General features: G+C 64.7%; 25 protein-coding genes and 1 pseudogene. 17 read left to right on the top strand and 9 right to left on the bottom strand.

Going from position 1 to position 23730, the window contains the following annotated elements:
* Positions 1-49: 49 nt before the first annotated feature.
* The 8 genes and pseudogenes from ACP7A5_RS16010 (at position 50) to ACP7A5_RS15975 (ending at position 5656) form a co-directional block, all read left to right on the top strand.
* Positions 50-817, top strand: coding sequence for an SDR family NAD(P)-dependent oxidoreductase (locus ACP7A5_RS16010; RefSeq protein WP_426042841.1), 768 nt, complete (start codon positions 50-52; stop codon positions 815-817).
* A 184-nt stretch (positions 818-1001) separates the two neighbouring features.
* Entirely contained in the window at positions 1002-1415 is a 414-nt protein-coding gene (locus ACP7A5_RS16005; protein ID WP_426042840.1) for a BLUF domain-containing protein, read from the top strand.
* Positions 1416-1566: 151 nt separating this feature from the next.
* A complete protein-coding gene (locus ACP7A5_RS16000; protein WP_426042839.1) occupies positions 1567-1953 on the top strand; it encodes a c-type cytochrome in 387 nt (128 codons plus the stop codon).
* Between the two features lie 87 nt (positions 1954-2040).
* Entirely contained in the window at positions 2041-2679 is a 639-nt protein-coding gene (locus tag ACP7A5_RS15995) for a helix-turn-helix domain-containing protein (protein ID WP_426042838.1), read from the top strand.
* 80 nt (positions 2680-2759) lie between these two features.
* Positions 2760-4223, top strand: a complete 1464-nt coding sequence (locus ACP7A5_RS15990) for a PAS domain S-box protein (protein WP_426042837.1) — start codon at positions 2760-2762, stop codon at positions 4221-4223.
* Positions 4216-4815: a response regulator FixJ gene (gene fixJ / locus ACP7A5_RS15985; protein WP_426042836.1), complete on the top strand. Its 600-nt coding sequence runs from the start codon at positions 4216-4218 to the stop codon at positions 4813-4815. Before ACP7A5_RS15990 ends, fixJ begins: the two co-directional genes overlap by 8 nt.
* A gap of 242 nt (positions 4816-5057) precedes the next feature.
* A pseudogene (locus ACP7A5_RS15980) lies at positions 5058-5153 on the top strand (NAD(P)H-dependent oxidoreductase); the annotation flags it as partial.
* A 59-nt stretch (positions 5154-5212) separates the two neighbouring features.
* The gene (locus ACP7A5_RS15975) at positions 5213-5656 is read left to right on the top strand and encodes an NAD(P)H-dependent oxidoreductase (RefSeq protein ID WP_426042835.1); all 444 of its coding nucleotides are present in this window, start codon (positions 5213-5215) and stop codon (positions 5654-5656) included.
* Positions 5657-5730: 74 nt separating this feature from the next.
* Here the strand turns inward: ACP7A5_RS15975 and ACP7A5_RS15970 are convergent, their stop codons facing one another.
* The 3 genes from ACP7A5_RS15970 to ACP7A5_RS15960 form a co-directional block, all read right to left on the bottom strand.
* Entirely contained in the window at positions 5731-6384 is a 654-nt protein-coding gene (locus tag ACP7A5_RS15970; protein WP_426042834.1) for a carbonic anhydrase, read from the bottom strand.
* A 253-nt stretch (positions 6385-6637) separates the two neighbouring features.
* On the bottom strand, positions 6638-7108 hold the full coding sequence (locus ACP7A5_RS15965) for a tellurite resistance TerB family protein (protein WP_426042833.1): 471 nt from the start codon (positions 7106-7108) through the stop codon (positions 6638-6640).
* A 98-nt stretch (positions 7109-7206) separates the two neighbouring features.
* Entirely contained in the window at positions 7207-7392 is a 186-nt protein-coding gene (locus tag ACP7A5_RS15960; RefSeq protein ID WP_426042832.1) for a DUF465 domain-containing protein, read from the bottom strand.
* A 497-nt stretch (positions 7393-7889) separates the two neighbouring features.
* Between ACP7A5_RS15960 and ACP7A5_RS15955 the strand changes: the two genes are divergently transcribed.
* Positions 7890-8954, top strand: coding sequence for a TerC family protein (locus ACP7A5_RS15955; RefSeq protein WP_426042831.1), 1065 nt, complete (start codon positions 7890-7892; stop codon positions 8952-8954).
* Between the two features lie 63 nt (positions 8955-9017).
* Here ACP7A5_RS15955 and ACP7A5_RS15950 read toward each other — a convergent pair whose 3' ends face one another.
* Positions 9018-9887, bottom strand: coding sequence for a LysR substrate-binding domain-containing protein (locus tag ACP7A5_RS15950; RefSeq protein WP_426042830.1), 870 nt, complete (start codon positions 9885-9887; stop codon positions 9018-9020).
* Positions 9888-9983: 96 nt separating this feature from the next.
* Here ACP7A5_RS15950 and ACP7A5_RS15945 point away from each other — a divergent pair, with 96 nt between their 5' ends.
* The 3 genes from ACP7A5_RS15945 (at position 9984) to ACP7A5_RS15935 (ending at position 11847) form a co-directional block, all read left to right on the top strand.
* Positions 9984-10958, top strand: a complete 975-nt coding sequence (locus ACP7A5_RS15945; protein ID WP_426042829.1) for a sodium-dependent bicarbonate transport family permease — start codon at positions 9984-9986, stop codon at positions 10956-10958.
* 77 nt (positions 10959-11035) lie between these two features.
* On the top strand, positions 11036-11545 hold the full coding sequence (locus tag ACP7A5_RS15940) for an SgcJ/EcaC family oxidoreductase (protein WP_426042828.1): 510 nt from the start codon (positions 11036-11038) through the stop codon (positions 11543-11545).
* Positions 11546-11616: 71 nt separating this feature from the next.
* Positions 11617-11847, top strand: coding sequence for a hypothetical protein (locus ACP7A5_RS15935; RefSeq protein WP_426042827.1), 231 nt, complete (start codon positions 11617-11619; stop codon positions 11845-11847).
* Between the two features lie 32 nt (positions 11848-11879).
* Here ACP7A5_RS15935 and pyrC read toward each other — a convergent pair whose 3' ends face one another.
* A complete protein-coding gene (gene pyrC, locus ACP7A5_RS15930) occupies positions 11880-12950 on the bottom strand; it encodes a dihydroorotase (protein WP_303696917.1) in 1071 nt (356 codons plus the stop codon).
* A 579-nt stretch (positions 12951-13529) separates the two neighbouring features.
* Between pyrC and ACP7A5_RS15925 the strand changes: the two genes are divergently transcribed.
* Positions 13530-13814, top strand: coding sequence for an abortive infection family protein (locus ACP7A5_RS15925; RefSeq protein WP_426042826.1), 285 nt, complete (start codon positions 13530-13532; stop codon positions 13812-13814).
* 420 nt (positions 13815-14234) lie between these two features.
* Here ACP7A5_RS15925 and ACP7A5_RS15920 read toward each other — a convergent pair whose 3' ends face one another.
* The 3 genes from ACP7A5_RS15920 to ACP7A5_RS15910 form a co-directional block, all read right to left on the bottom strand.
* A complete protein-coding gene (locus ACP7A5_RS15920; protein ID WP_426042825.1) occupies positions 14235-18125 on the bottom strand; it encodes a PAS domain-containing protein in 3891 nt (1296 codons plus the stop codon).
* Between the two features lie 243 nt (positions 18126-18368).
* A complete protein-coding gene (locus ACP7A5_RS15915) occupies positions 18369-18536 on the bottom strand; it encodes a hypothetical protein (protein WP_426042824.1) in 168 nt (55 codons plus the stop codon).
* 410 nt (positions 18537-18946) lie between these two features.
* A complete protein-coding gene (locus tag ACP7A5_RS15910; RefSeq protein ID WP_426042823.1) occupies positions 18947-19141 on the bottom strand; it encodes a hypothetical protein in 195 nt (64 codons plus the stop codon).
* A gap of 279 nt (positions 19142-19420) precedes the next feature.
* On the opposite strand from ACP7A5_RS15910, the gene ACP7A5_RS15905 reads away from it, so the two are divergent.
* The 4 genes from ACP7A5_RS15905 (at position 19421) to ACP7A5_RS15890 (ending at position 23027) form a co-directional block, all read left to right on the top strand.
* Positions 19421-19903: a PH domain-containing protein gene (locus tag ACP7A5_RS15905; protein WP_426038280.1), complete on the top strand. Its 483-nt coding sequence runs from the start codon at positions 19421-19423 to the stop codon at positions 19901-19903.
* The gene (locus tag ACP7A5_RS15900) at positions 19900-21411 is read left to right on the top strand and encodes a PH domain-containing protein (RefSeq protein ID WP_426042822.1); all 1512 of its coding nucleotides are present in this window, start codon (positions 19900-19902) and stop codon (positions 21409-21411) included. The genes ACP7A5_RS15905 and ACP7A5_RS15900 overlap by 4 nt, the downstream gene beginning before the upstream one ends.
* A 152-nt stretch (positions 21412-21563) precedes the next feature.
* Complete coding sequence (locus tag ACP7A5_RS15895; protein ID WP_426042821.1) at positions 21564-22505, top strand: histone deacetylase family protein; 942 nt, start codon at positions 21564-21566, stop codon at positions 22503-22505.
* A 3-nt stretch (positions 22506-22508) separates the two neighbouring features.
* A complete protein-coding gene (locus tag ACP7A5_RS15890; protein ID WP_426042820.1) occupies positions 22509-23027 on the top strand; it encodes a 2'-5' RNA ligase family protein in 519 nt (172 codons plus the stop codon).
* A gap of 254 nt (positions 23028-23281) precedes the next feature.
* Here ACP7A5_RS15890 and ACP7A5_RS15885 read toward each other — a convergent pair whose 3' ends face one another.
* The gene (locus tag ACP7A5_RS15885) at positions 23282-23695 is read right to left on the bottom strand and encodes a DUF4149 domain-containing protein (RefSeq protein ID WP_426042819.1); all 414 of its coding nucleotides are present in this window, start codon (positions 23693-23695) and stop codon (positions 23282-23284) included.
* Between the last annotated feature and the right edge of the window lie 35 nt (positions 23696-23730).

Genomic DNA, 23730 nt, shown 5'->3' with positions numbered 1-23730 from the left:
GCCGCCAGATTCGCCCATCCTCTCCACAGGTATGCAGTGGAGCGACCAGATGGGCCGTTTGACCGACAAGACAGCGATCGTGACCGGCGGAGCCCTCGGGCTGGGGCGGGCCATCGCCACCCGAATGGCGCAGGAGGGTGCGGCGGTCGCCGTTCTGGACACGCTTGAGCCCGAGGGCCGATCGCTGGTCGACGAGCTCACGGCCCAGGGTCTGTCCGCCGCATTCGAGCGGTGCGACGTTACGATGGAGACCGACGTCGCCGAGGCCTTCGCAAGGGTCGCCGCCCGCTTCGGGGGCTTCAACACCCTCGTCAACAATGCCGGGGTGGCCGGGGTGAACAAGCCGACCCATGAGATCACGGAGGCCGAATGGGATCGGGTGCAGGCCGTCAACGTCAAGGGCGTGTTCTTCGGGGTCAAACACGCGATCCCCCATCTTCGTCGGGCCGGCGCCGGGTCCATCATCAACCTGTCGTCGATCTACGGCCTGGTCGGCGCTGCCGACTCTCCGCCGTATCACGCCTCCAAGGGCGCTGTGCGTCTGATGTCCAAGACCGACGCCATGCTCTACGCGGGTGATCGCATCCGGGTGAACTCGATCCATCCGGGCTTCATCTGGACGCCGATGGTCCAGCACCATCTCGAGGCCTTGGGCGACTCAGCGGCGGCACGGCAAGCGGTCGCCGAACTGCATCCTCTCGGTCATATGGGCGAGCCCGACGACATCGCCTGGGGCGCCGTCTATCTCGCCTCGGACGAAGCCCGGTTTAACACGGGGTCCGAACTGGTCATCGATGGCGGCTACACGGCGCGGTGATCCTGATGACCGCCCGTGACCATCGCCCCCTCCGTCCGGTCTTCGCCATGACCGGTGACGAGGCCCCCGGCGGTCCGGCGAGCGTCGGTCGCGAGGTCGTGCGCGCGCGCGTTGAAACCGGATCGAGCCGGAGCGAGGCCGGCGAAGCCCGTCGGCAAGGTCGGCGACCGGGGAGTCGACGTCCGTGTCGCAGTTGAGATCCCTCCTCTATGTGAGCCGGATCCTGATCCCTCTCGCGGAGAGGCCGGCAGAAATCGACCGCATCGTCACGGTTTCGGCGGCACGCAACCGGACTTTGAACGTCACTGGGGCGTTGATCGTCACGAAGTCGAGGTTCGCGCAGGTGTTGGAAGGGCCGAACTCTGCGATCGAAGGGCTCATGGCGAGTATCCGGCGAGATCCCCGACACGGCGAACTGGCCGTGGTGTTCGATCGAGCCATCGCCGGACGCCGCTTCGACGGCTGGTCGATGGCCTACTCCGGAAACGCCGAGTATGTGACCCGGCTCGTTGATCCTCTCGGCGCGGTCTCTACGCCGCCAGGCGACGCGGACGCGCTGCGTCTGATCGGCTTCATGAAGGGGATGGCGGGATCCTGATCGCGCCCGCCCGATCCCCCGCACACCGTCGGGCCAAGGCCCTGCGGTTCCGGGCCGTATTCCGTTTCGATGAGTGGTTGGCGCCGCCGCCTTGATCCGCATCAAATCGCACCGCTGCACTAGGAGCCATAGTGTCGGCGAGGAGTCCGTCATGCGCATTATCCTGTTTGCCTTCTTGATCGCCACCGGCGGCTGCTCGGGATCGCGCGGACCGACCGAGCCGCAGACCGTCGCCGCTCTGGCGCCGGGCGGCCCGTGGGGAGTCACTGGCTCATCCGCGCGCGGAGAGGTGCTGGCCGAGATGCGCTGTTCCAGCTGTCACGCCGTGGGCCGATCCGGACCCAGTCCGATGCCGGCGGCGCCCCCTTTCCGCGGACTCGCCCAACGCTATCCGGTCGCCGACCTGCAGGAAGCCCTCGCCGAGGGCCTGGTCACGGCGCACCCGGCGATGCCGCAGGTCGAGATGGAGGCGGACGATATCGCCGATCTGATCGCCTATCTCGACAGCGTCGGATCGGCAAACGGACCACCTCCGTAGCGACCCTTAGGGGCGACTCCCGAATAACGCCCCCGGCGGCTTCGGCTTAAGGCTGTCCCTGTCATCAAGACAAGGACGCGGCCCGCCATGACCCTCGCCTTACCGCAAGGCCCCGTATCGAGCCCGCATCACGCTGACGCCTGGCAGGGCGCCGCGCGCCTGAAGTTTCGCCGGGGCGCCGAAATCTACGTCCAGGACGAAGACGCCGACCTCATCTATCAACTGGTCGAGGGCGTGGTCCGGACCAGCCGTCTGTCAGCAGACGGACGCCGTCAGGTCGGCGACTTCTACTATCCGGGAGACATCATCGGCATTGAGATGGACGCGGTCCACCGGTTTTCGGCCGAAGCGCTCGGCGACTGCGAGGTGCTCGCCCTGCGCCGCGCCGGATCGGCGGCCTACGATGCCGGCCAGCTTGACCGCCTGATCTGGCAGGCGACGGCCGCGGAACTCCACCGGGCCCAATCCCACATGTTGCTCCTGGGCCAGACGACCGCCTGCGAGAAGGTCGCGCGCTTCCTGATCGATATCGCGGCGCGCTTCAGGGGCGAGACCGTCGCCCTGCCCATGGGGCGTCAGGACATGGCTGACTATCTGGGCCTCACCATGGAGACGATCTCGCGCATGCTGGGACGGCTTCAATCCGACGGGCTCGTCGAATTCATCGGCGCCCGAACATACCGCATACGCCGGCTCGGCGCCCTTTCGGAGATGGCCGGCGCCTGACCGGGACGCTTCTTCCGCGGATCGCACGTGCTACGATCGGCGACGCGTCGTCGCACTCGCGATCGGCTCGGAGTGCGCCGATGCAGCTGACGTCCTCTATCCACCGGTCCCTGTCCCGTCGTGAGGGTTATCTGGCCGCCATCGTCGGCGCCGTCATCGCCGTTGGACTCCGCCTGGCGCTGAGCCCGGTCTTCGACCAGCGCAGCCTGTTCATCCTCTATGTCCCGATGGTGCTCGTCGCCGCCGCCCTGGGCGGGCGCGGCCCGGCGCTGCTGGCCACGGCCCTGGGTCTGGCGATCGGCGCCGTGACGCTCCAGGGCGCCCTGTGGTCCGATCCCGCCAATCTGATCGACGCCTTCGGCTTCGCCCTCCTGGGTCCCTTCATCGCCGTCGCCGGCGAGCGGCTGCGGCGGCGAAGCCGCGAGGCGGCGAGCCGCCAGGCCCATCTGCAATCCATCCTGGAAACGGTGCCCGAGGCGATGATCGTCATCGGCGACCAGGGCGTCATCCAGTCGTTCAGCGCCGCCGCCGTCCGGCTGTTCGGATGGTCCCCGGAGGAAGCCATCGGACAGAATGTTCGCATTCTCATGCCCGAGCCCTATCGAACCGAGCACGACCATTATCTCCACCGATATGAGCGAACCGGCGAACGTCGGATCATCGGCATCGGACGGATCGTGGTCGGCGAACGCAGAGACGGATCGACCTTTCCCATGGAACTGGCCATCGGCGAGGCCAGGGTCGGTACGAGCCGGTTCTTCACCGGCTTCATTCGCGATCTGACGGAGCGCCGCGATCAGGAGCGACGCCTTCAGGAACTGCAGTCGGAACTGGTTCACGTCTCGCGCCTGACCGCGATGGGCGAGATGGCCTCGGCCCTCGCCCACGAACTCAATCAGCCCCTGTCTGCGATCGCCAGCTACATGCGCGGATCCGTGACTCTGCTCGATGGGCCGGACCCCGATCTCGCCAAACTGCGCAAGGCTCTGGACAGCGCCGCAGGTCAGGCCCTCCGGGCCGGTGACGTCATCAAACACCTCAGGGAATTCGTGGACAAGGGCGAGACCGAACACACGCTCGAGGATCCCGCCAGGATGATGGAGGAAGCCAGTGCGCTTGCGCTGGTGGGGATCAAGGATCAGGACGTCCGGGTCGATCTGCGCCTGCCGCGCGATCTGGGAACCGTGATCGTCGACAAGATCCAGATCCAGATCCAGCAGGTGGCGCTCAATCTGATCCGTAACGCCCTCGATGCGATGGCGGGGTCGCCGCGTCGCCAGCTCGAGGTCAGCATTCGCGCCGACGACGACCACATGATACGGATCAGCGTCAAGGATACGGGCCCGGGCCTGGAGCCGTCGGTTCGTGAACGTCTTTTCGCCCCCTTCGTCACGACCAAGGCGACGGGGATGGGGGTGGGTCTCTCGATCTGTCGCACCATCGTCGAGGCCCACGGAGGACGGATTTGGGCAGACGACAATCTCGATGGCGGCGCGACCTTCTCCTTCACCCTGCCCCGGGCCGGGGATCCCGCGCATGACTGACCGCATCCATGTGATCGACGACGATGCCGGCTTGCGTGAGGCCCTTGCCTTCCTTCTGGACGTGAACGGCTTCGATGCGGCCTTCTACGCCTCCGCGACCGACTTCCTGGAGGCCTTGCCTGTCGCGGATGGTTGCGTCCTGACCGACATTCGCATGCCCGGGCTGACCGGGCTCGACCTCATCCGCGAACTGAGGTCGCGCGGCGAGACCCTGCCGGTGATCGTCATGACCGGGCACGGCGATGTCGCCCTTGCCGTGGAGGCCATGAAGGCCGGGGTCATCGACTTTCTGGAAAAGCCGTTTGACGACGGGCATCTGATCGGAGCGATCCGACAGGCTCTCTCGGTCCACCGCGCCAGGCCTGCTCCCGAAGCGGCCCGGCTGGAGGCGCAGGCCCGGCTGTCTGACCTCTCCCCTCGCGAGCGCGATGTCCTGGAGGGCGTGGTCGAGGGCAGGCTCAACAAGCAGATCGCCTTCGATCTGGCCATCAGCCCCAGAACCGTCGAGATCTACCGGGCCAATCTGATGACCAAGACCGGAGCTCGCAACATGGCCGAACTGATGCGGATCGCACTCGCCGCCGGACTCTGAGACTTTCAGGGCGTCGAGGGGCCCGCGATCTTGATCGCGACGGCGCCCACCGCCGCCCTCGGACTCAAGGCCGCGGCCGCTGGCGTCCCCATCGGGGACAGCCCCTCCTCGATGAGGCGCTGCCGGGTTGCCTGCAGGGTCTGGTTCGCGCCCGGGCGTTCTTGATCTGCGTCAGTGCACGGCGAGCCTGGAAGGGCAGGAGTCAGCGTTGCGAACACTCTCACCGCCTCGGGAACAGGCTCATGAAACACGTGATCGTCGCCGCCCACCCGCGCCCCGACAGCTTCACCCTGGCGATGGCGAAAGCCTATGCGGCCGAGGTTGAGGCTGCGGGCGATGTCGCTCTCTTGCGCGACCTCTACCGGATGCGGTTCGCCCCCTTCTGCACCCCGGCGAGTTGCCGGATCATCCCGGCTTTGCGCCCCGCTCCGATGTCGTCGAGGAACGCCGGGAAATCGCCGACGCCGACGTCTTCGTGCTCGTCTATCCGCTCTGGTTCAACGCGGCCCCGGCCATGCTGAAGGGCTATATCGACCGGGTCTTTGGCATGGGCTTCGGCTATTCGCCCCACAGCGAGGGCGGCAACCATCCGCTGCTGGCCGGCCGAAAGCTGGTCAGCTTCAGTTGCTCGGGCGCGCCCCAACACTGGGTCGAGGCATCCGGGGCCTGGAGCGCGATGCTGAATCATTTCGACAGCCATCTGGCCGCGGTCGTGGGGCTGGACGTGATCGGGCATCACAATCTCGGCGGGATCGTTCCGGGCCTGCGCGCCGATGTCGTACGGGGCCATCTCGACGAGGTGCGGCGCCACGCGCACGCCATCGTATCGGCCTATCGTTGACCGACGGCCACGAGGCACGCACCAGGCCAAAGGGTTTCGTTGATCCCCGCGATAACGGCGGCCGATCTGATCGGCTACGTCGTCCGGAGCTCGCCGGCGCCGATGTCGAACCGCCAGGCCGAAAGCGCCAGATGACCCGCCTTCTCGCCGTCCCGTATCCACGGGAAGGTCCGCAGATTGCTCAATGAAAGACCGAGGACCGCGGCCTCGACCGCTGTTTCCAAGGCCTCCCCCGACCCCTGCCCGGGCATCGGCCACATCACGGGTTCAGCGATGTCCATCCAGGGGCCGAGGAAGTCCCGGGCGTTGCGAAGCGGCCCATGGATCATGGCGTGAATGCCGTCGCAGTTGGCATGCCCAAGCACGACGATCCGGCGAACCTTCAGGATCTTGACCGCATACTCCAGCGCCGCGCTCGTCCCGTGACACCCGCCATCAGGGGCATAGGGTGGAACCAGGCCTGCGACATTGCGGATGACGAACAGCTCGCCCGGCTCGGCGTCGAAGATGGTCTGAGGATCGATCCGGGCGTCGGAACAGGCGATCACGGCCGCGGCGGGCTGCTGACGTCGCCGCGCGAGTTGGGCATAGCGCTGCGCCTTGGCGGGCCACACCCCCGTTCGGAAACGGTGATAGCCTGCGATCAGCGGGTCGTCTGGACGGACCGTCATGACGCAGCCGGACGACGACGGATCATGCGCTTGAGCCTGCGCCAGCGCGAACGCCATGACTGACTTTGCCGTCCGGCCGTATCCGGATCACAGGTTCCATGAACCCGCCTTCCTGGCCTGTCCGGCGCTCAGACACGGATGTCGAAGGTATGCCGACTGGGTCGGCGAATCCCGGCATCATCGCTGATGGCCCGCGGCGGATCGACGGGACGATCGGTGGGCGTGCTTTGATGGGACGCCACCCGACCCGTCATCTGGGAGAGCTGAAGAGCCCAGGCCTGGACGGCGGGGCTGGTTGATGTGCCGACCCTCATCCTTGCCCTCCTTCACCGGAGATCAGGTCGAACGACGCCGGATCGACGTTGAGGAGCGTGCAAAGGCGCAAGATCACCGCCCTCTCTTCGGCGTCAAAGCCCCCGTCGGCCTCGGCGACGGCGCAGGCGGTTTCGATCAAGGCGCGAGAGGGCCCGGATTGGCCTCGCAGGCGCGAAACGGCGACCTCCGCCGTCGCCTCGCCGTCGTCCAGATCACGCTCGAAGCGCAGGTTCAACGCCTCGAACAGGACGAGCACGTCGTCGGCGCCGAAGAAGGCGATGGCGGGGGAGTTGCGCATTCGATCGATCATGCGCGTCCGCTCGTTGAGCGTGACCCAACCGTCGGCCTGGGCCACCATGGCGCAGCCTGCGACGATGGCGTCCATCTGGACGACGTCGCCGGGGGTCCAGACGTCGTCCCGGTCGATCGGGGCGCGTCGTCTCAGTAGTCTGTTTGATCGTGGCATAGGGACCTCACGTCTGTCGCCGGTGGACGGCGACGCAAAATGATGTTGGGAAGCGATCGGGGTCGGCGACCGGGGAAAGCCGCCGACCCTTCTGGTCGCTAGTGCGACCCCGACGGCATCTGGCGGCCGTCGAAGACGGCGAGCCGGTCCTTGATGACCAACTTCTTCTTCTTGATGCTCGCGACGGTACGATCGTCGGGTCGCGGTCGCGCCCGTTCGTCCCTCAGCGCCATCTCCAGCAGGGAATGAAATCCCCGTAGCCGGCGCGCCAACACGATAGACATGGAGCCTCTCCTTCTCTGAAGGGGAAGCGCTCGACGCCGAAGCCGTCGGTTCGATGGGGGATTAACAGCCGGACCCCGTCATCGAGCGCACCCGATGCGATCCGACATCACGATCGAAATCGATCGTCAGAGGGGCCCGGGCCGCACACACACGCTGCACTTCTAACGCCAACCGCGCCAATAAGAAGTGCTTATACCGCTGATGATCAAGTATTATGAGAAGCCTGAAAGGTTCGCCAGGCCGACCTTAACAGACTGCGTCGCGGGGCCAACAGAGGATTGCTCGCCATGACGGCCGCAATCACTGGATCAGAGATACCAAAATCTTACCAGCTCTCGTCAAATGCTGCGCCATCTGTTGACGCGGTGCGACTCTGCCTTCATTACCGCCCCTCCACGGGTCCGGGCCCCTCTGGCAGCCGAGGCGTCGGCTGCGATGTCGGATCCCCGCATGGACGGCGTAACGCAGCGCCATTTTCATTATTCAGGGGTGCGGGATGTTTGAATTCCTTCCGTTTCTGGCTGCGACCTATGTGGGTCAGCCGATCTGGCTTTGGATCGGCTTCCTGGCCTTCATCGGCTTCCTGCTGTGGATCGACCTCGGGGTCGTGAACAACAAGGATGGCGTTGTATCGGCCAGGAAATCGGCCGCGATGTGGGCGTCCTTCGCCTCCATCGCCATCGCCTTCGGGGCCTATGTCTATTTCGTGTACGAGCCCGATGCGCGCTACTACATGAGTCCTGACAATCTCAATCAGCAGGCCGTTCTGCAGTATTTCACGGGATATCTGCTCGAGACTGCTCTCGCGTTCGACAACATCTTCGTCATCGGGATGATCTTCACCTTCTTCGCGGTCCCGCGCCAGTACCAGCACCGCGTTCTGTTCTGGGGCATCATGGGTGCGATCGTGTTCCGCGCGATCTTCATCTCCCTGGGCGCGGCGATCGTCAACGAGTTCACCTGGGTGCTGTTCGTCTTCGCCGCCTTCCTGATCTTCACCGGCTGGAAGATGATCTTCGGCGGCGAACACGAGATGGATCTCCACCAGAATCCGGTTCTGAAGTTCCTCAAGAAGCGGATGCACGTCACCGACACGATCGAGAACCACAACTTCTTTGTGAAACGACCCGATCCCAAGGGCACGGGCCGGCTCGTCCTGTTCGCGACCCCGCTGTTCCTGGGCCTGGTCATGGTCGAGGTGGTGGACGTCATCTTCGCGGTCGATTCCGTGCCGGCGATCTTCGCCGTCACAAAGGACCCCTTCATCGTCTACACCTCCAACATCTTCGCGATCCTGGGCCTGCGCTCGATGTATTTCATGCTCGCGGAGGCCGTCGCCCGCTTCAGGTATCTGAAGTACGGACTGTCGCTGGTGCTCGTTCTGATCGGGGTCAAGATCATCTGGAACTTCGGCCTGTACAAGGCGTGGAAGGACATGACCGGCGAGGCTCTGGTGCCCTACCTCGAGCCCCAATGGTCGCTGATCGCGACCCTGGGCCTGATCGGCGGCTCCATGCTCTATTCCTGGATCAGGACCCACGACGGCAAGGACGGGCCGTAACGCCCGACCCACGGAGCGTCCCGAACAGCGCGGCGTGATGGTGTTGGCCCCGTCGGACGGGCGTCATGACGACATCGGGCCGCGCTCCAGGGCGCGAAGAACCTCCTGGGCCAACAACCCGGCGGGTCCTCCCATGCCGCGCGTGGACACCAGGGCGATCTCGCTGTCGCTCAGCGGCGGCAGCGGGTCGCCGAGAACGGTCAGGTCACGCGGGGCCATGGCGGCCGGCAGGACCCCGACGCCAAGGCCGGCCCGCAGCGCCGCCATCTGGCCCGCGAGGCTGGGCGAGGTGAATGAGGCGCGAAAGGCGAGGCCGGCCCCTTCCAGCGCGCCCAGCGCCCGCTTGCGATAGATGTCAGGAGCCGGAGCGACGATCAGGGGCAGAGGAGACGCCTCCAGGATCGACGGGTCGAGCGCCACCCAGACCAGGGGCTCGCTCCAGACCCGAACGCCGAGCTCGGGCCCGACGGGCTCGCGCTTGATCAGGGCGAGATCAAGCAGCCCGCGTGACATCTGGTCGAGCAGATTGGCGGTGTAGTCGCACGTCACGGACAGCTTGATGCGGGGATGGCTGCGCGCAAAGCCACCGAGGATGCCCGGCAGATGCATCGTCGCGACGTCCTCCGGCGCGCCGAACCGTACCTCGCCCTCCAGATCGCCCTCGCCGAGCGTGGAAACGATTTCGTCGTTCAACCGCAAGAGCCGGCGCGCCTGCGGCAGCAGGGCGGCGCCTTCCGTCGTCACGGCCACGCCCTTGCCCGCCCGATCCAGAAGCGGTGACCTCAGTTGATCCTCCAGTCTGCGGATCTGCAGACTGACGGCGGGCTGGGTTCGCCCCAACAGGGCGGCCGCCCGAGTGAAGCTCCCCGTTTCCACGACCGCCACGAACGCCCGAAGGAGGTCGAGCTCGAGATTAACCAGGCGCGACTTCACGTCATTCGAATCCGTTATAGAGAATATTACTCTAATAAACTGGATCGGATGAATCGTCGAGGGCAGAGGACGCCAGCCTCATACGGACTCCCCTGAATGCCCGACCTTTCCGCCAGCCTCGCCCTGCTCACCTCGCCCGCGATCCTGTTCTTCTTCCTCGGCGCGGCCGCCGCTTTCGCGCGATCGGACCTGTCCATTCCGGAACCGATCGCCAAGGCGCTGTCGCTCTATCTGATGCTCTGCATCGGCTTCAAAGGCGGGGTGGAGGCGCGCGCGGCGGGGCTGAATGGCGATTTCCTGTCCGCCGGCGCCATCGGCATAGCGTTGAGCGCCCTGATGCCGCTCGTCGCCTTCGTCATTCTCAAACGGATGCCGAGGCTCGATCGTTCGACGGCCTGCGCCCTCGCGGCCACCTACGGGTCCGTTTCGGTGGTGACCTTCGCCGCCGGCCAGCAGCATCTTGCCGCCGTCGGTCTCGCATCGGGCGGCTATATGGCGGCTGTCCTCGCTCTGATGGAGACACCGGCCATCCTCACGGCGTTGCTTCTGCTGAACGGCGCCGGCCGGGGTGAGCCCGGGAAACGCAGAGCGGTCCTGAGGGAGGTCTTCTTCGGGGCCGCCACCATCATGCTGCTGGGCAGCTTTCTGGTGGGCCTGGTCTCGGGCGCGGCGGGGATGGCCAAGCTGGAACTGTTCGTCGGCCCCCTGTTCCAGGGCGCGCTGTGCTTCTTCCTGCTGGACATCGGCCTGATTGCCGCGCGCAGGCTAATGGAGGGCGGGCGCAAACTAAGCCCTGCAGTCATCGCCTTCGCTTTAGGGTTTCCCCTCCTCTCGGCAGGGCTTGCGCTTGGACTGGCGCGGCTCGTCGGGCTCGGCGTCGGCAACGCGGCCCTGCTCACGATCCTGGCCGGCTCGGCATCCTATATCGCCGTACCCGCCGCCATGCGGCTTGCGGCGCCCAAGGCGGACGCAGGCGTCTTCGTGACGGCGTCTCTGGCCATCACCTTCCCCTTCAACCTGACGGTCGGCATCGCCCTCTATACCGCTGCGGCTGTCTGGCTCTGGAGGTGAATGCGCCCTCGAATCGCCAACCCCCTTCATCCCCAGGACCATCCTCCGGAACTCGCCGGACCTCTCACGGAGCCAGTATGAACATCCTTTCCCTCGTCACTGCCGCCGCCCTGATTTCGACGGGTGCGCCGATGTCAGCCTGGGCGATGCCCACGTCCCAGACGACGCAGACCTGTCCGGCCGCCACGACGGCCGACATCGAAGCGCAGTTCGGGCGCTTCTCCGAGGCCTGGGCGACGCGCGATCCTGATGTCGTGACCGACCTCTTCACCGATGAGCCGGTTCTGTTGCCGACCGTCTCCAACACGCCCCGCACCACCCCTGCCGGCGTGCGGGACTATTTCGTCAGCTTCCTGAGAAACCACCCTGTGGGGCGGATCGACACCAGCACCATCGAGATCGACTGCCACACCGCCTCGCGGGTCGGGACCTGGACGGTCACCCTGACCGACGCCGCGACGGGTCAGACGCGTGACGTCCACGCCCGCTACTCGTTCATCTACCGGTTCGAGGACGACGCCTGGAAGATCGACCATCTGCACTCCTCGATGATGCCCGAGGCCGCGCCGGTCCCCGCGCTGCACTGAGGGCCCATGCCGTTCGTCGCCCGGTGCGGCGATTGCAATTCTCAGGCTCAGAAAACAGAGGAGAGGCTTACTTGGGCCAGAAAATCGATACGCCTTGCGCAGATCTGGAGACGATCGACGCGCGCATCCATTGGGTTCTGGAACATCCCGACATGAGCCCCTGGCTCAAGTCGGCCCTGAAGTCCTCACTGATCGAGGACCCGATCGACCTGACCAATGACCTCCAGATACTCGCGAATCTGATCGCGACCCGGAGTAGCCTCCTGATGCGTCAGTCGCCTCGCGATGACGCACGGTCATGATGCGATGAGCCTCTGCCTGACAGCACGGCCGGTCACGCAACCGGGGTGACGCCGGCAAGCCTCCAGGGCAGGGTCTCGCCCGCGTGGAACGGCACGACTTCGCCCTCGGGCAGCATTGTGATCCGCTGGGGCACGATGACATCGACCCGTTCGAGGACGATGCTGTCGGTGTTCAGCGGCAGGCCGTAGAAGCGCGGGCCATGTTCGGAGGCGAAGGCCTCGAGTTTGTCCAGCGCGCCGTCTTCGTCGAACGTCGCGGCATAGCTCTCGATCGCGAAGGGCGCGTTGAAGATGCCGGCGCAGCCGCAAGCGGACTCTTTTCGTCCGATCAGGTGCGGCGCAGAATCCGTCCCGAGAAAGAATTTCGGCGACCCTGACATGGCCGCGCGCCGCAGGGCGAGCCTGTGCCGCTCGCGCTTGGCCACCGGCAGACAATAGAAGTGCGGGCGAATGCCGCCCGCGAACATGGCGTTGCGATTGATCCGCAGATGATGGGGCGTGATGGTCGCCGCCAGGTTCGGGCCTCCGCTCTCGACAAACGCGACGGCATCCGCGGTGGTGATGTGCTCGAACACCGTTCTGAGCGCCGGGAAATCGACGGCGATCTTCGAGTAGACGCGCTCTATGAAGACGGCCTCGCGATCGAAGACGTCGACGTCCGGGTCCGTCACCTCGCCGTGGAGCAGCAAAGGCATGCCGAGCCGCTGCAGTCGCTCCAGGACAGGATAGATCTTGCGGATGTCGGTGACGCCGTGATCGGCATTGGTCGTCGCATGGGCGGGATAGAGCTTGCAGGCGGTGAACACCCCGGCCTCATATCCGCGCGCGATCTCATCGGGATCAGAATCGTCGGTGAGATAGCAGATCATCAAGGGTTCGAACGCGAGACCGGGATCCAAAGCCTCACGGATTCGCGCCCGATAGGCTTCGGCCGCGGCGACCATGGTGATCGGCGGCGTCAAATTGGGCATGACGATCGCGCGCCGGAACTGGCGCGCCGTGTGGTCGACAATCGACCCCAACATCGGGCCGTCGCGAAGATGAACGTGCCAGTCGTCCGGGGCACGGATCCTCAGCCGGGTCGCGTTTGATGGTTCCTGCATTCCGGCAGCCTAGCCTTGCCTGACAGAGAAGGTAAGCGCTCGGGGCTTGCCACGTAGAACTTGAGCCGCCCCACCCCACCGCCGTCGGTCATCACCCCCCGGAAACCCCGGCCATTAAGGAGCGGTTAGGCCAATGAGCCCGAGACTCAAGAGCCACAGAGAACCGACGCGAATTCGAAGTCGACGACGGACGCCGAACGGCTGTTAAATTCCCAGGCGCTGCGACGAGAAATGGAGCCAGGTCACACGCTACTGCAATGTCAAAGAAAATTGTCGGGCGGCATAGAAGGCTGGACTGTGCGTCGAACAAAAACAACGACTTGCCAACGCTGCCTGCCACTGAGCGCAGCCGCTTTCGCCACAAAAGACTGGACTAAGCCCTCCCGTCGCCAATGAAGCTTGGACTCAATGAGGCGTTATAGCGTCGATGTTGTCGACGATCTCTTTCAAGCGGTCACGCAAGCCTATCACGCTCATCGCTTGGACCAAGTGCTCTCGGCGTTTCTAATGCCCAACGCTACAGTTGAATGAATCGAGCGATAAATCCATCGCGTCACTGCCGCCGCCTTTCCGCCTGGAATGAGAAGGGTACTCGAAATGGAGGTTGAGCTGCACGTTGCGGATAAGGCCCTGTTCGTGATGCTCAACGAGCTGGTGTCAGTCGTGGACGGACTCACCGGCTTTTCCAACCGAGCGGGTCAGAGCCACGGCGACGGCATGCAGCCCGCGAAGTCTCGCGCTGCCCTCATTGTATCGAGCGCACGTGGCGTTGCTGGATTCGGCGCCGAGAGCGCCGCAATGCAGCTCGAGGTGAGCAGGTTTAGGTGCCTGTCCGGATGCGGACCCAGCGAACGTCGGCAATGAGTCAGAGCGGACCCCAAACGTGTCTCAGCGCTGGCAATACGGGAGGATGTGCAATCTTGAAAACGTGGGAAGCGCATCCGAGCCCGCGATGCGGGCCGATGAGTCCAATTTTCTCTGGCGGAGTCCAACATGTTGTGACGTCCGACAAAAATGGCGCGCCCGGAACGATTCGAACGTCCGACCCTCAGATTCGTAGTTTGGAGAAGAGTCGTATAGATTGACTATCTTAGTGAATATTGGCTGTAACAACCAACACCACACTGGGTCAGCAGCGCATCGGGGTTACAGATCGCGCGGGATGACCTCTGGCACCATATCTGCTCGCGCCAGAACCAGTCATTCAACTAGCTCGCAAAACGCGACATTCGGCCCACGATCAATGACCAGCCGAGCTGCGACCAGTCTCACAGCGCCCCGCCGCTATTCACCGACCGGAATCACAGCGGAGATGCTCTCCGCCAACTCGGCATTCCGGAACGGCTTGGTCAACCGCGGCAAGTCCTGCCCAACGGCGTCCACCTCTGCATAACCGGACACGATCAGTATCGGGAGTGTCGGCTTGATGGCACGCGCCTCCCGCGCGAGGTCCACTCCGCTCATTCCGGGCATGAGGTGATCGGTGATGAGGATGTCCGGCATCGTGCCAGTCTTGAGGAGTTGCAACGCCTCCTCCCCGGTCCCCGCCTCGACGACCTCGAACCCGAGGTCGATTAGCATGTCTGCGGTGCTCATGCGCACCAGCTTCTCGTCGTCCACGAGCAGCGCGACGCCACGACCGACGCGCGTTGCGGGAGTTGCGGCGGAAGCCTCTTGAACGTCGATCGCCGCAGTGCTGATCGGAAGCCAGAGCTCGATCGTCGTGCCTTTGCCCGGCGTGCTGTCTATTAAGAGGCCGCCACCGAGCTGCGCCGCGAGGCCGTGGACCATGGACAGCCCCAAACCGGTTCCCTTGCCGACGCCCTTTGTGGAGAAGAATGGCTCGATCGCGCGCTGGCGCGTTGCATCGTCCATCCCAGCCCCTGTGTCGACGACGCACAGCAGCACATAGTCCCCCGGCTGGAGACCCGAGGTGTGGCCCGGGCACACGCTCTCTCGCCTTGCCGTGACACTGAGTTCGCCGCCGTCCGGCATGGCGTCGCGTGCGTTCACCGCCAAGTTCAAGAGCGCCATCTCGAGCTGGTTCGGATCGGCCTTGGCCGGCGGCAGATCCGGGTCGATAACCACACGCACATCGATCGTCGGACCGAGCGTCGAGCCGATCATGCCGACCATGCCTTCAACGAGCTTAGATATCTCCACCGCGACTGGCTGGAGCGGCTGGCGTCGAGCAAAGGCGAGCAGACGCTGAACCAATATCTTCGCCCGCTCGGCCGATTGTAACGCGCCGTCGATCAGTCGACGCTCGCGCTCGCTACTGACGCCGCGGCGCACCAGCATGTCGAGGCTGCCGACTATCGGGGTGAGAAGGTTGTTGAAATCGTGCGCGACGCCGCCGGTGAGCTGCCCCATCGCCTCCATCTTCTGGCTCTGGCGCAGCGCCTCCTGGGTCTGTTCCAGCTCCGTCTGCGCCCGCACCCGGTCAGTCACGTCATAGGCCGCCTGAAACGCGCCGACCCGCTTACCGTCGCGGTCGCGCAAGGGGTGGAAACGCACCTCGTAGAAGGCACGCTCGCGCCTTGGATCGCCAAACTCGTCGAGAACAACGAACTCCTCGCCCGAGAGCGCGCGGTTCCAGTGGCGCTCGACCTGCACGCGGTGCTCCGGCATTGAGGCGAGCACGTCGAGCAAGTTGTCGCCGACCTTCGGGCGCACGCCGTAAAGGCGCTCCATTCCTCTAATGGTGGCGTCGTTGACCGCGAGAACACCGTAGTCGAGGTCGCAGGCGAGTACGGAGGCGTCCGTGCTGTCGACGAAGTTGGCGAGAACCTGACGCTCGGCGAGCGCGTCGGCGACCCGCGCTTCGAGCGACTTGTTAAGCTCGCGCAGATCGTCCTGAGCACGGGCGCGCTCGACCGCCGCCCAGGCGTGTGCCGCCACCTCGCGCACCAGCGCCTCCTCCTCAGCAGTCCAAACGCGCGGACGAGCCTGGTGGACGTGGAGGCCAGCCGCCCAGCGGCCGTCGCGGCGCAGCGGGACCGACAGGACGGCCGCAATGCCGGCGGCGGCGAACGCTTTCTCGCCTTCGACGCCGTGCGTGTCGTCAAAGCGCAGGACCTCGCCCGCGCGCAGGCGCGCTAACGTGTCCTCGCCGAAGTCGGCCAAGAAGTGGCTGCCGAGTATGCCGGGGCTCGCGTCAGTGCGCCACTCGTCGGTGACGACGAAACGGTCGCTGTCGACAAAATAGTAGTTCGCCTGGTCGACGCCGAGGTGCGGACCCAATCGCTCGGCGACCGCCACCATGATCCCGGAGGGTGAGGTCAGCGCGCGCAGGGCGTCGCTCAACTCGACGCGAAAGCGGTGGCGCGCCTCGCTCTCGTGCAGCACTGCTTCGGCGCGGGCCCGCTCGACCGCCGCCCAGGTGCGCTCGGCGACCTCTTCAACAAGGGAGACTTCGCCCGGTGTCCAGACTCGAGGGCTGGTTGAGGCGGCCACGATCGCCCAAAGCGGGTTGTTCTCGCCTTTGCGCAGGGTCGCAGCGATCAAAGCACGGATGCCGAGGCCGTCGAAACTGGCCTGGTCGCGGTCCGAAAGCCCCTCCATTTCCACGACATCGTCGAGCACCAGCGTCCGATCAAACGCGATCCGCAGCGCCTCGGGAAAATCGGACAAACGCACCTGAGCGGGCAACGAGGGCAGACGGTCGTCGTGCACCTGATGGGGAAAGTCACCTAGATCCTCCGCCAGCCGATAAATACCGACATAGCAGCGATCGAGCCGCATCTGCCCCGAGAGCATCCGGAGCGCTCGGTCCGTCATGGCCTCGGCGCTCGGCTCCGCCCGTAGCGCGTCGCCGAGTTTCAGCAGGAACGCCTGGTGCTCCTGTTCCTCCAACTCGGCTTCCTCGCCATAGTGGAGCTCCGTGACCCGCGTGACTTGGTGAATGATGGCGCTGATCTCGCCCGACCCATCGAGCATTGGCGCGTTGATCGCCTCCCACCAATGCGGCTCGAACCCGCGGTCGAGAGTGACGAGGTCGTAGCGCACGCGCTCCATTGCGTCGGTCGTCCGCGTCGTCAGGACACGGTCCAGCGAAATGGCGAGCGCATCGGACCCGAGTTGGCCTGGGCGGCTCGGGTCATCAGGAAGAACATCGAACAGCCTGCGTCCGACAAGACTTTCACGTGTCGTCAGAGTTGCGGCGAAATACGCATCGTTTGCTGCAATGATTGTGAAATCCGGCGCGTTCGGCGCAAGCACCATGAACGGCACCGGCGATGCGGCGAACAGGGCCTGGTATCGCGCTTCGCTTTCGCGCAACGTCGCCTCGGCGCGGCGAATTTCGGTAACCTCGTGACCTTCAAGGAAGATGCCGGTGACGTCGCCCGCCTCGTCGCGCATCGGTTCGTAGACGAAATCAAGGACAACCTCGCGGCCTTGCTGGTCGGGCGCTTCACGGAGCGTCACCGCAGTGCCTTCCGCGACGAACCGCTCGCCCGTTGCGTAGACGCCGTCCAGCATTTCGAACAGGCCCTGGCCTGCAAGGTCCGGGAACGCATCGCGCACCGTACGGCCGAGCAAGTCGCGCCCACCGGCGAGCTGGACGTAGGCCTCGTTCACGAACTCGAACGTGTAATCGGGTCCGGTCAGGATGGCGATGAACCCCGGCGTCTTTTCGAACAGCCGTCGCTGGCGTTCGGCTTGCTCTTTGAGCCGCTGCTCGGTCAGCACCTGACCGGTCGTCTCCGTCGCGGCGCAGAACAGGCCGACGACCGCGCCGTCTTCGTCGCGCACGGGCGAATAGGAGAAGGTGAACCAACAGTCCTCCGGGCAGGCGTTGCGGCGCAACACCAGATGAAGATTTTCCGACCAAGTCGCCTCGCCGCCGAGCGCGCTGTTCACCAGCGGCTCGACCTCGTCCCAGACTTCCGACCAGACCTCCCGGAACGGTCGTCCCAGCGCCCAAGGGTGCTTCTGTCCGAAAACCGGACGGTAGGCGTCGTTGTAGAGAAAGACGAGTTCCGGCCCCCAGGCGACGAACATGATGTGCTTGTTGGCGAGCATCAGCCCGACCACCGAGCGCAGCGACTGCGGCCAGTCCTCCGGCGGTCCGACCGGCGAAATCGACCAGTCGTGCGCGCGCATCAGCGCGCCCATCTCGCCGCCGCCGGTCAGGAACGTGAGATTGGAACGGCTGGCCGAAACACTTTCCAATCGCCGTCCCCTTCTTGTGGTCCCCTGCAACTTGGATGACCTACCCAAGACTTAGCGCGCAAGACCCGCCTCGTCGTTGGGTAAAGCAATCAACTTAAAAATATCATGCCGCGAGGCGTTCGACCCCAACAGCAGACATTGTGACGGACCAGACAACCCAGCCCTGAGCGATCATCTGGCCGATCGTCGCCGCGCGTCAGCGCCACCACGAGACCGGTCGGTTCTCCAGCTTGACGTAGCTCATCAGAACCAGAGGGCGAGCGCCGCAGGTGCGATCGGACCGTCGGTCTGGGATTCATTGCGGGTGTAGGACACGCGGGCGACCCGACTGCCGCAGGTGCACCGAAAGCGGCTGGATCGGCCTGCGACCGGCCAGAACCGCGCCGAGCCGAACAGGGGGCGAGGTTCCATCAGGACGGCGCGGCCACATTCTGGGCGGTCGCACTGAACCACTAGTCGGCGGCCGTGTTCAGACGCGACGTCTTCGCGTGCGATGCGCGTGCGATTGAGGTCGGACATTAAATCAGCCAGCGATGGCGGTGGAGCAGCCCAGGCTCCGAAGTCGGATGCCGGCGGCGGACCGCATGACCGAGCCGGGAACCCGCGCCTCAATACGGTCGAGCATCTCTCCAGCGGCGCGAACGGGGTCGGTTTTGCGGGCTAATTCAGCGTCTAGCTCGGCGAGCAAGCAGGCCAAGGATCGGTCGTTCATTCACTCTCTCCAGGTTGCCGACCCGGGGCACTTGTGACTCCGCCGGACGGCGGCACGCAAGCAAATGTTCCGTATTTGTTCTTAATTCTGTGGGCGCCGATGAAGGCGCTCAGTTCGGCTGGAACGCCCTGCCACGGTTGCCGATCAGCACCCAGCCAGCGTTCGTCGGCATGTATCCGCCTTTAGCCTTGGCGACGGCCAGCCCCAACACCGCCAGCTCTGGCCCCCGGCTTGGTGCCGCCGCGCGGGCGGGGTCCACCATATTGAGCAGGGCCTCAACGCGTTCGGGGTCGGTCATCATCATGAGGTCTCGGACGGGTTGGATGGGCGTGGCAGAGGGCGCGGCGTGCCTCGCTTTCTCTGCAGGAGTGGACTCTAGCAGCTCCCGGAGGAGTTTCAGGGGAGCAGATCAACGATACGTTCGCGCGCATGCTGACAGGCGTCTGTCGGGACCCCATATCGCCCCGCAATATTAATCAAATTCAATATGTTATTTCATATCGGGCGGGGTCTCGCTTTCAACGCCGATCAACAGATCGGACGGCGCTTGAGCCGTTGGTACCCGATGGCGCATAAGACAGCGATGGCGGTCAAACTCGTAAAGCTGCAATCGCTGGAGCGCGGCTACCTCACGGTCCTACGCGTTCGGTCAGCCCTTGGATGGCTGATCTTCGCAACGATGGCGGCGGTGGCTGACGGCTATCTGCAATGGCGTCTCGGCCTCACCCCGGGGGTCGTCGCTGGACCTGTCATTGCACTGGCCTTCCTGTCGATCGTCGTCCTCGTTCCGGGGCGCTGGCGTCGGTGGGGCTATGCCTTTACCGACAGAGAACTGCACGTCGCGTCTGGCTGGCTGACGCGCGAACACACGATCGTGCCGCTCTCTCGCGTCCAGCACATCGATGTGAGCCAAGGTCCCATCGAGCGCAGCGCGGGTGTCGCAACCCTCAGCCTGCACACCGCCGGCACCGAGAACAGCCTTGTGGTGCTCCCCGGCATAAGCCGCCAGCGTGCCGAGGAAATCCGCGATGCGATCCGCGGCCGGATCAGCGACGCGCCCTGGTGAGCGAGCCCGATCCTTCGAGCGTGGCCGAGACTCTGCCGCCGCGCCGCCTCGACCCGCGCACCATCCTCATCAAGGTCCTCCAGAACTCGCCCTCCATCCTCCTCGCCTTGCCGGCGATCCTGGTCGCATCGCGCGGCGAAAGCGCGGCGATCGGGCTGCTGGTCGTGGGGATGTCGCTGCTGGGGGGCCTCATTCTGGTCTCCAGCTGGCTTCGCTGGCGGACCTTCACCTACCAGATCCTGCCAGGGCAGCTCGTCATCGCAAGCGGCCTGATCAATAGGACCCGCCGATCGATCCCGGCCGAACGGATCCAGGATGTCTCGATCAAACAGGGGCCCTTGTCACGACTGCTGGGTCTTGCACAGGTCCGCATCGAGACCGGTGGCGGGGAGGCCGACGAGGGTCAGCTCGATAGCGTCAGCCTCTCGGAAGCGTATCGGCTTCGAGAAGTGCTCCGGGGCCTTCGAACGAACGGTGCCCCCTCGGAGGCGGCCGGCGGGGAAGCTGAAAACGAGGCCGAAGCCATCCTGTTCAGGTTAGGGCTACCCCGCCTGCTCTACTCCGGACTGTTCAGCTTCTCGCTCGTCTGGGTCGCAGCCATATTCGGCGTCGGCCAGTATCTGAACCAGGCGCTCGGTTATGGCTGGGACCGATGGCTGGACCTGCTCGGCGTTTCCGAGCAGACGCTGAGATCGAACATCAATGGACCGGTCGTCTTGGCTGCGGCTTGCCTGGCTTTCGCAGTCGGAGTGCTGGCCGGGGTCATCCGGACGACGTTGCAGAGCTTCCGCTTCAAACTCGCCTATGTTGAGGGCCGGTTTCGCTACAGCCGGGGCTTGTTGACACGCACCGAAGTGGTGGTGGCCAAGCGCCAGATCCAGCTCAGCCTGGTTGAGCGCGGTGCCGTGAGCGGTCGGCTGGGCTGGTCGACGCTCAAGGTCCAGACACTGGGCGGCAGCGATCACCTCTCTGGCCGCCAGGAACTCGTTCCTTTTGCGCGGCCTGCGGAACTGGCTCCCATCATCGCCCTGGCTGGACTTCCGCCCTTCGAGCGGTCACGGCTGCGGTCAGTCTCGCCCTTGCACGGTATGCGTGCCCTCGTCGCTTTCGTCTTGTTGCCGACCGTGATCATCCTGGGCGCTACCAGCGTCTTCCCGTTCGCCGCCCTGTTTCTGTTCACGATGCCCGCTCCGCTAGCGGTCGCGCTGCTGCGGCCCCGCTATCACCGGTACGCGCTCGCCGAGACCAGCGTGCAGGTATCGCGCGGGGTCCTCAAAGAGCGCGACTGGACCATCCCCTACGGCAATATCCAGGCTGTCACGGTGCGGCGCGGACCCATCCAGCGGATGCTTAGGATCGCCACGGTGCGGATCGACACCGCCGGTGGACGCGGCATCGACACTCCACATATCCAAGACATCTATATGGACCAGGCCTCAGCCTTCGTCCGCGACCTCCTCGAACGCGGAAACAATCTGGGAGGGACAAGTCACGGAAACGCGCAGTAGGTCAGGTAGACGGGCGGGCGTCCAACCCGGTCGGACATAGCGGCTCTGCGCCAACTGCGGACAGCGGGACACAGTCGAAAAGCAGACCTCCAGCGTTAGCTGCTGGCGCAGATGAAGCCTCACAGCCGCCAGGATGTTATCACTTAGCCAGCATGTCCACGCCGCGCCCTCTTCCCCCGGTCGTCTACCACCCGGCGTACAGCGCAACGCTTCCGCCTGGGCATCGCTTCCCCATGGAAAAATACGCTCGACTGGCTCAGGTGCTGGAGGAAGAGGGTCTGATCGGGCCTGAGGGGCTGCACACCCCCGAACCCGCCAGCTTCGAGTTGCTCGCCGCCGTGCACGACCCCGGCTACGTGCGTCAGGTGCTGGATGCCGCCGTTCCGCCGAACGTCGAGCGGGTCATCGGCATGCCGGTGACCCGAGGTGTCTCGGATAGGGTGCAGGCGGCGGTAGGCGGCACCCTGATGGCGGCGCGTCTAGCGCTTCGCTATGGCTTGGCCTGTGATACCGCCGGCGGCAGCCACCATGCGGGACCAATGAGCGGCGCAGGCTACTGCGTCTTCAATGACATCGGCGTGGTCGGCCGCGCGATGATCGACGCAGGCGAGATCCGTAAGGCTCTCGTCGTCGATCTTGACGTACACCAGGGCGACGGCACCGCCTTCATCTTCGAGCAGGAGCCGAGGGTCTTTACCTTCTCCATGCACGGTGAGAAGAACTATCCCGTGCGACGAGGCCCAAGTGATCTGGACATCGACCTACCGGATGGGACCGGCGATGAAGCTTACCTGGCCGAGCTGCGAGCGACACTTCCTGTCCTGCTCCAACGCGTCCAGCCGGAGCTCATCTTCTACATCGCCGGCGTCGATCCGCATGTGAGCGACCGTCTCGGCAGGCTGGCCCTGAGCGACGAAGGCCTGTTAGCGCGCGACGCCTATGTTCTGGAGACCTGCTTGCCTGTAGCGCCGGTCGTTGGCGTGATTGGCGGCGGCTACGACAGCGACATCGACCGGTTGGCGCGCCGCCATGCCACTCTGCACCGCGCTGCTGCTGACGCTTGGCGCAGCGGGCTGGCCCAGCCGGCCGGCTGAGCGATGTCCGACGAACACCCTCCCCTGATCGTCACGGCCGCCATGGATGACGGGGCGTTCGCCTGGTTTGAGGACTTGCGTCAGTCGCACTTCCCGCGGCACCGCAACAAGGTCCCCGCGCATCTGACACTCTTTCACGCTCTTCCGGGTGTACATGAGCGCGCCGTGGCGCAGACGCTGAAGGCGGCGTGCCAACGCCGCCGCCCTCTTCAGCTGGACGTGCGAGGCCCTTGGTCCCTGGGTCATGGCGTTGCCTACCGGCTCGCCTCTCCTGACCTCGAACGAATGCGAGCAGAGCTGGCGGAAGCTTTCTCACCTTGGCTTACGCGTCAGGATCAGGCGCCATTCCGGCCCCACATCACCATCCAGAACAAGACGGATCCTGGTGAGGCCCGCCTGCTGCTCGAGCACCAGCAAATGGAGTTCGAGCCATTCCACATCTTCGCCGAAGGCTTGCTGCTCTGGCGCTATCTCGGAGGGCCTTGGGCGATCGTCGAACGATTTGAGTTCGACGCTCCCTGAGCATGTGGGATCGCTCAGCGCCCAATTGCGCACCTTGGTTTCGCGCGCCGACCGCAGCATTCGAAATAAGCCGCTGGTAGTCCGATCAGCGTTTTCTAAAAAAGATCTGCACCTTCTACTCGGGCCCAGTTCTGGACGACCGAGAGATCGAAGAAGCGAAGAAGCGAAGAAGTTCAGCAGAGACTGGTCAGTCGATCGTCCTGAAGAATTCGCCTGTTAGGCTTGGAATTCAACTGACGTCATTAACTGTGGTTTTAACCTTGGACCACCCTAGCCAGGCCGAGCATTTGGCTCAGGACCCAACCTGAGATTCCGATGTGAGCAAGGGTGACGAGCACAGACAGCCCGTGAAGCCATTTGAATTTCGACTTGGCACCCGCGTCGGGCGCGCGATTGATGGCAGGCATCAACATTTGGCGCGTTGGCAAGACCGTTACAGCGATAGTCGCCAAGGCAGGCGAAAGAGGCAATGACAATGGCCATGTGAGGATAGCGGCCAGCGTCGCAGTCCCCATGACAAACAGGTAGAAGTGCGGAAAGGCTTGGCGAATTGTCGGGCCCGCTGTCTCAGGCGGAAGGGCCGTGAAGATGAAGGCCGCAAAGCCAAAGGAATAAAGGATCATGCCTCCGAACAAGAGCGCGGTGGCCAGCAGGGCTGCTGTGATCATTGGTGGGTTCCGGCACGGGATGAGCCCCCCTCATA

Source organism: Brevundimonas sp. TWP2-3-4b1 (assembly GCF_049897665.1).
GTDB lineage: Bacteria > Pseudomonadota > Alphaproteobacteria > Caulobacterales > Caulobacteraceae > Brevundimonas > Brevundimonas subvibrioides_B.
The sequence above is the reverse complement of the archived record's forward strand: the minus strand, read 5'-3'. Positions and strand labels throughout refer to the sequence as shown.

What these genes read in the sequence shown, in the direction of transcription:
- ACP7A5_RS16010 (WP_426042841.1), top strand. Translation starts at nt 50, where the DNA reads ATGGGCCGTTTGACCGACAAGACAGCGATCGTGACCGGCGGAGCCCTC.
- ACP7A5_RS16000 (WP_426042839.1), top strand. Translation starts at nt 1,567, where the DNA reads ATGCGCATTATCCTGTTTGCCTTCTTGATCGCCACCGGCGGCTGCTCG.
- ACP7A5_RS15995 (WP_426042838.1), top strand. Translation starts at nt 2,041, where the DNA reads ATGACCCTCGCCTTACCGCAAGGCCCCGTATCGAGCCCGCATCACGCT.
- ACP7A5_RS15990 (WP_426042837.1), top strand. Translation starts at nt 2,760, where the DNA reads ATGCAGCTGACGTCCTCTATCCACCGGTCCCTGTCCCGTCGTGAGGGT.
- fixJ (WP_426042836.1), top strand. Translation starts at nt 4,216, where the DNA reads ATGACTGACCGCATCCATGTGATCGACGACGATGCCGGCTTGCGTGAG.
- ACP7A5_RS15970 (WP_426042834.1), bottom strand. Translation starts at nt 6,384, where the DNA reads ATGGCGTTCGCGCTGGCGCAGGCTCAAGCGCATGATCCGTCGTCGTCC.
- ACP7A5_RS15965 (WP_426042833.1), bottom strand. Translation starts at nt 7,108, where the DNA reads ATGCCACGATCAAACAGACTACTGAGACGACGCGCCCCGATCGACCGG.
- ACP7A5_RS15960 (WP_426042832.1), bottom strand. Translation starts at nt 7,392, where the DNA reads ATGTCTATCGTGTTGGCGCGCCGGCTACGGGGATTTCATTCCCTGCTG.
- ACP7A5_RS15955 (WP_426042831.1), top strand. Translation starts at nt 7,890, where the DNA reads ATGTTTGAATTCCTTCCGTTTCTGGCTGCGACCTATGTGGGTCAGCCG.
- ACP7A5_RS15945 (WP_426042829.1), top strand. Translation starts at nt 9,984, where the DNA reads ATGCCCGACCTTTCCGCCAGCCTCGCCCTGCTCACCTCGCCCGCGATC.
- ACP7A5_RS15940 (WP_426042828.1), top strand. Translation starts at nt 11,036, where the DNA reads ATGAACATCCTTTCCCTCGTCACTGCCGCCGCCCTGATTTCGACGGGT.
- pyrC (WP_303696917.1), bottom strand. Translation starts at nt 12,950, where the DNA reads ATGCAGGAACCATCAAACGCGACCCGGCTGAGGATCCGTGCCCCGGAC.
- ACP7A5_RS15925 (WP_426042826.1), top strand. Translation starts at nt 13,530, where the DNA reads ATGAGAAGGGTACTCGAAATGGAGGTTGAGCTGCACGTTGCGGATAAG.
- ACP7A5_RS15915 (WP_426042824.1), bottom strand. Translation starts at nt 18,536, where the DNA reads ATGGAACCTCGCCCCCTGTTCGGCTCGGCGCGGTTCTGGCCGGTCGCA.
- ACP7A5_RS15910 (WP_426042823.1), bottom strand. Translation starts at nt 19,141, where the DNA reads ATGATGATGACCGACCCCGAACGCGTTGAGGCCCTGCTCAATATGGTG.
- ACP7A5_RS15905 (WP_426038280.1), top strand. Translation starts at nt 19,421, where the DNA reads ATGGCGGTCAAACTCGTAAAGCTGCAATCGCTGGAGCGCGGCTACCTC.
- ACP7A5_RS15895 (WP_426042821.1), top strand. Translation starts at nt 21,564, where the DNA reads ATGTCCACGCCGCGCCCTCTTCCCCCGGTCGTCTACCACCCGGCGTAC.
- ACP7A5_RS15890 (WP_426042820.1), top strand. Translation starts at nt 22,509, where the DNA reads ATGTCCGACGAACACCCTCCCCTGATCGTCACGGCCGCCATGGATGAC.
- ACP7A5_RS15885 (WP_426042819.1), bottom strand. Translation starts at nt 23,695, where the DNA reads ATGATCACAGCAGCCCTGCTGGCCACCGCGCTCTTGTTCGGAGGCATG.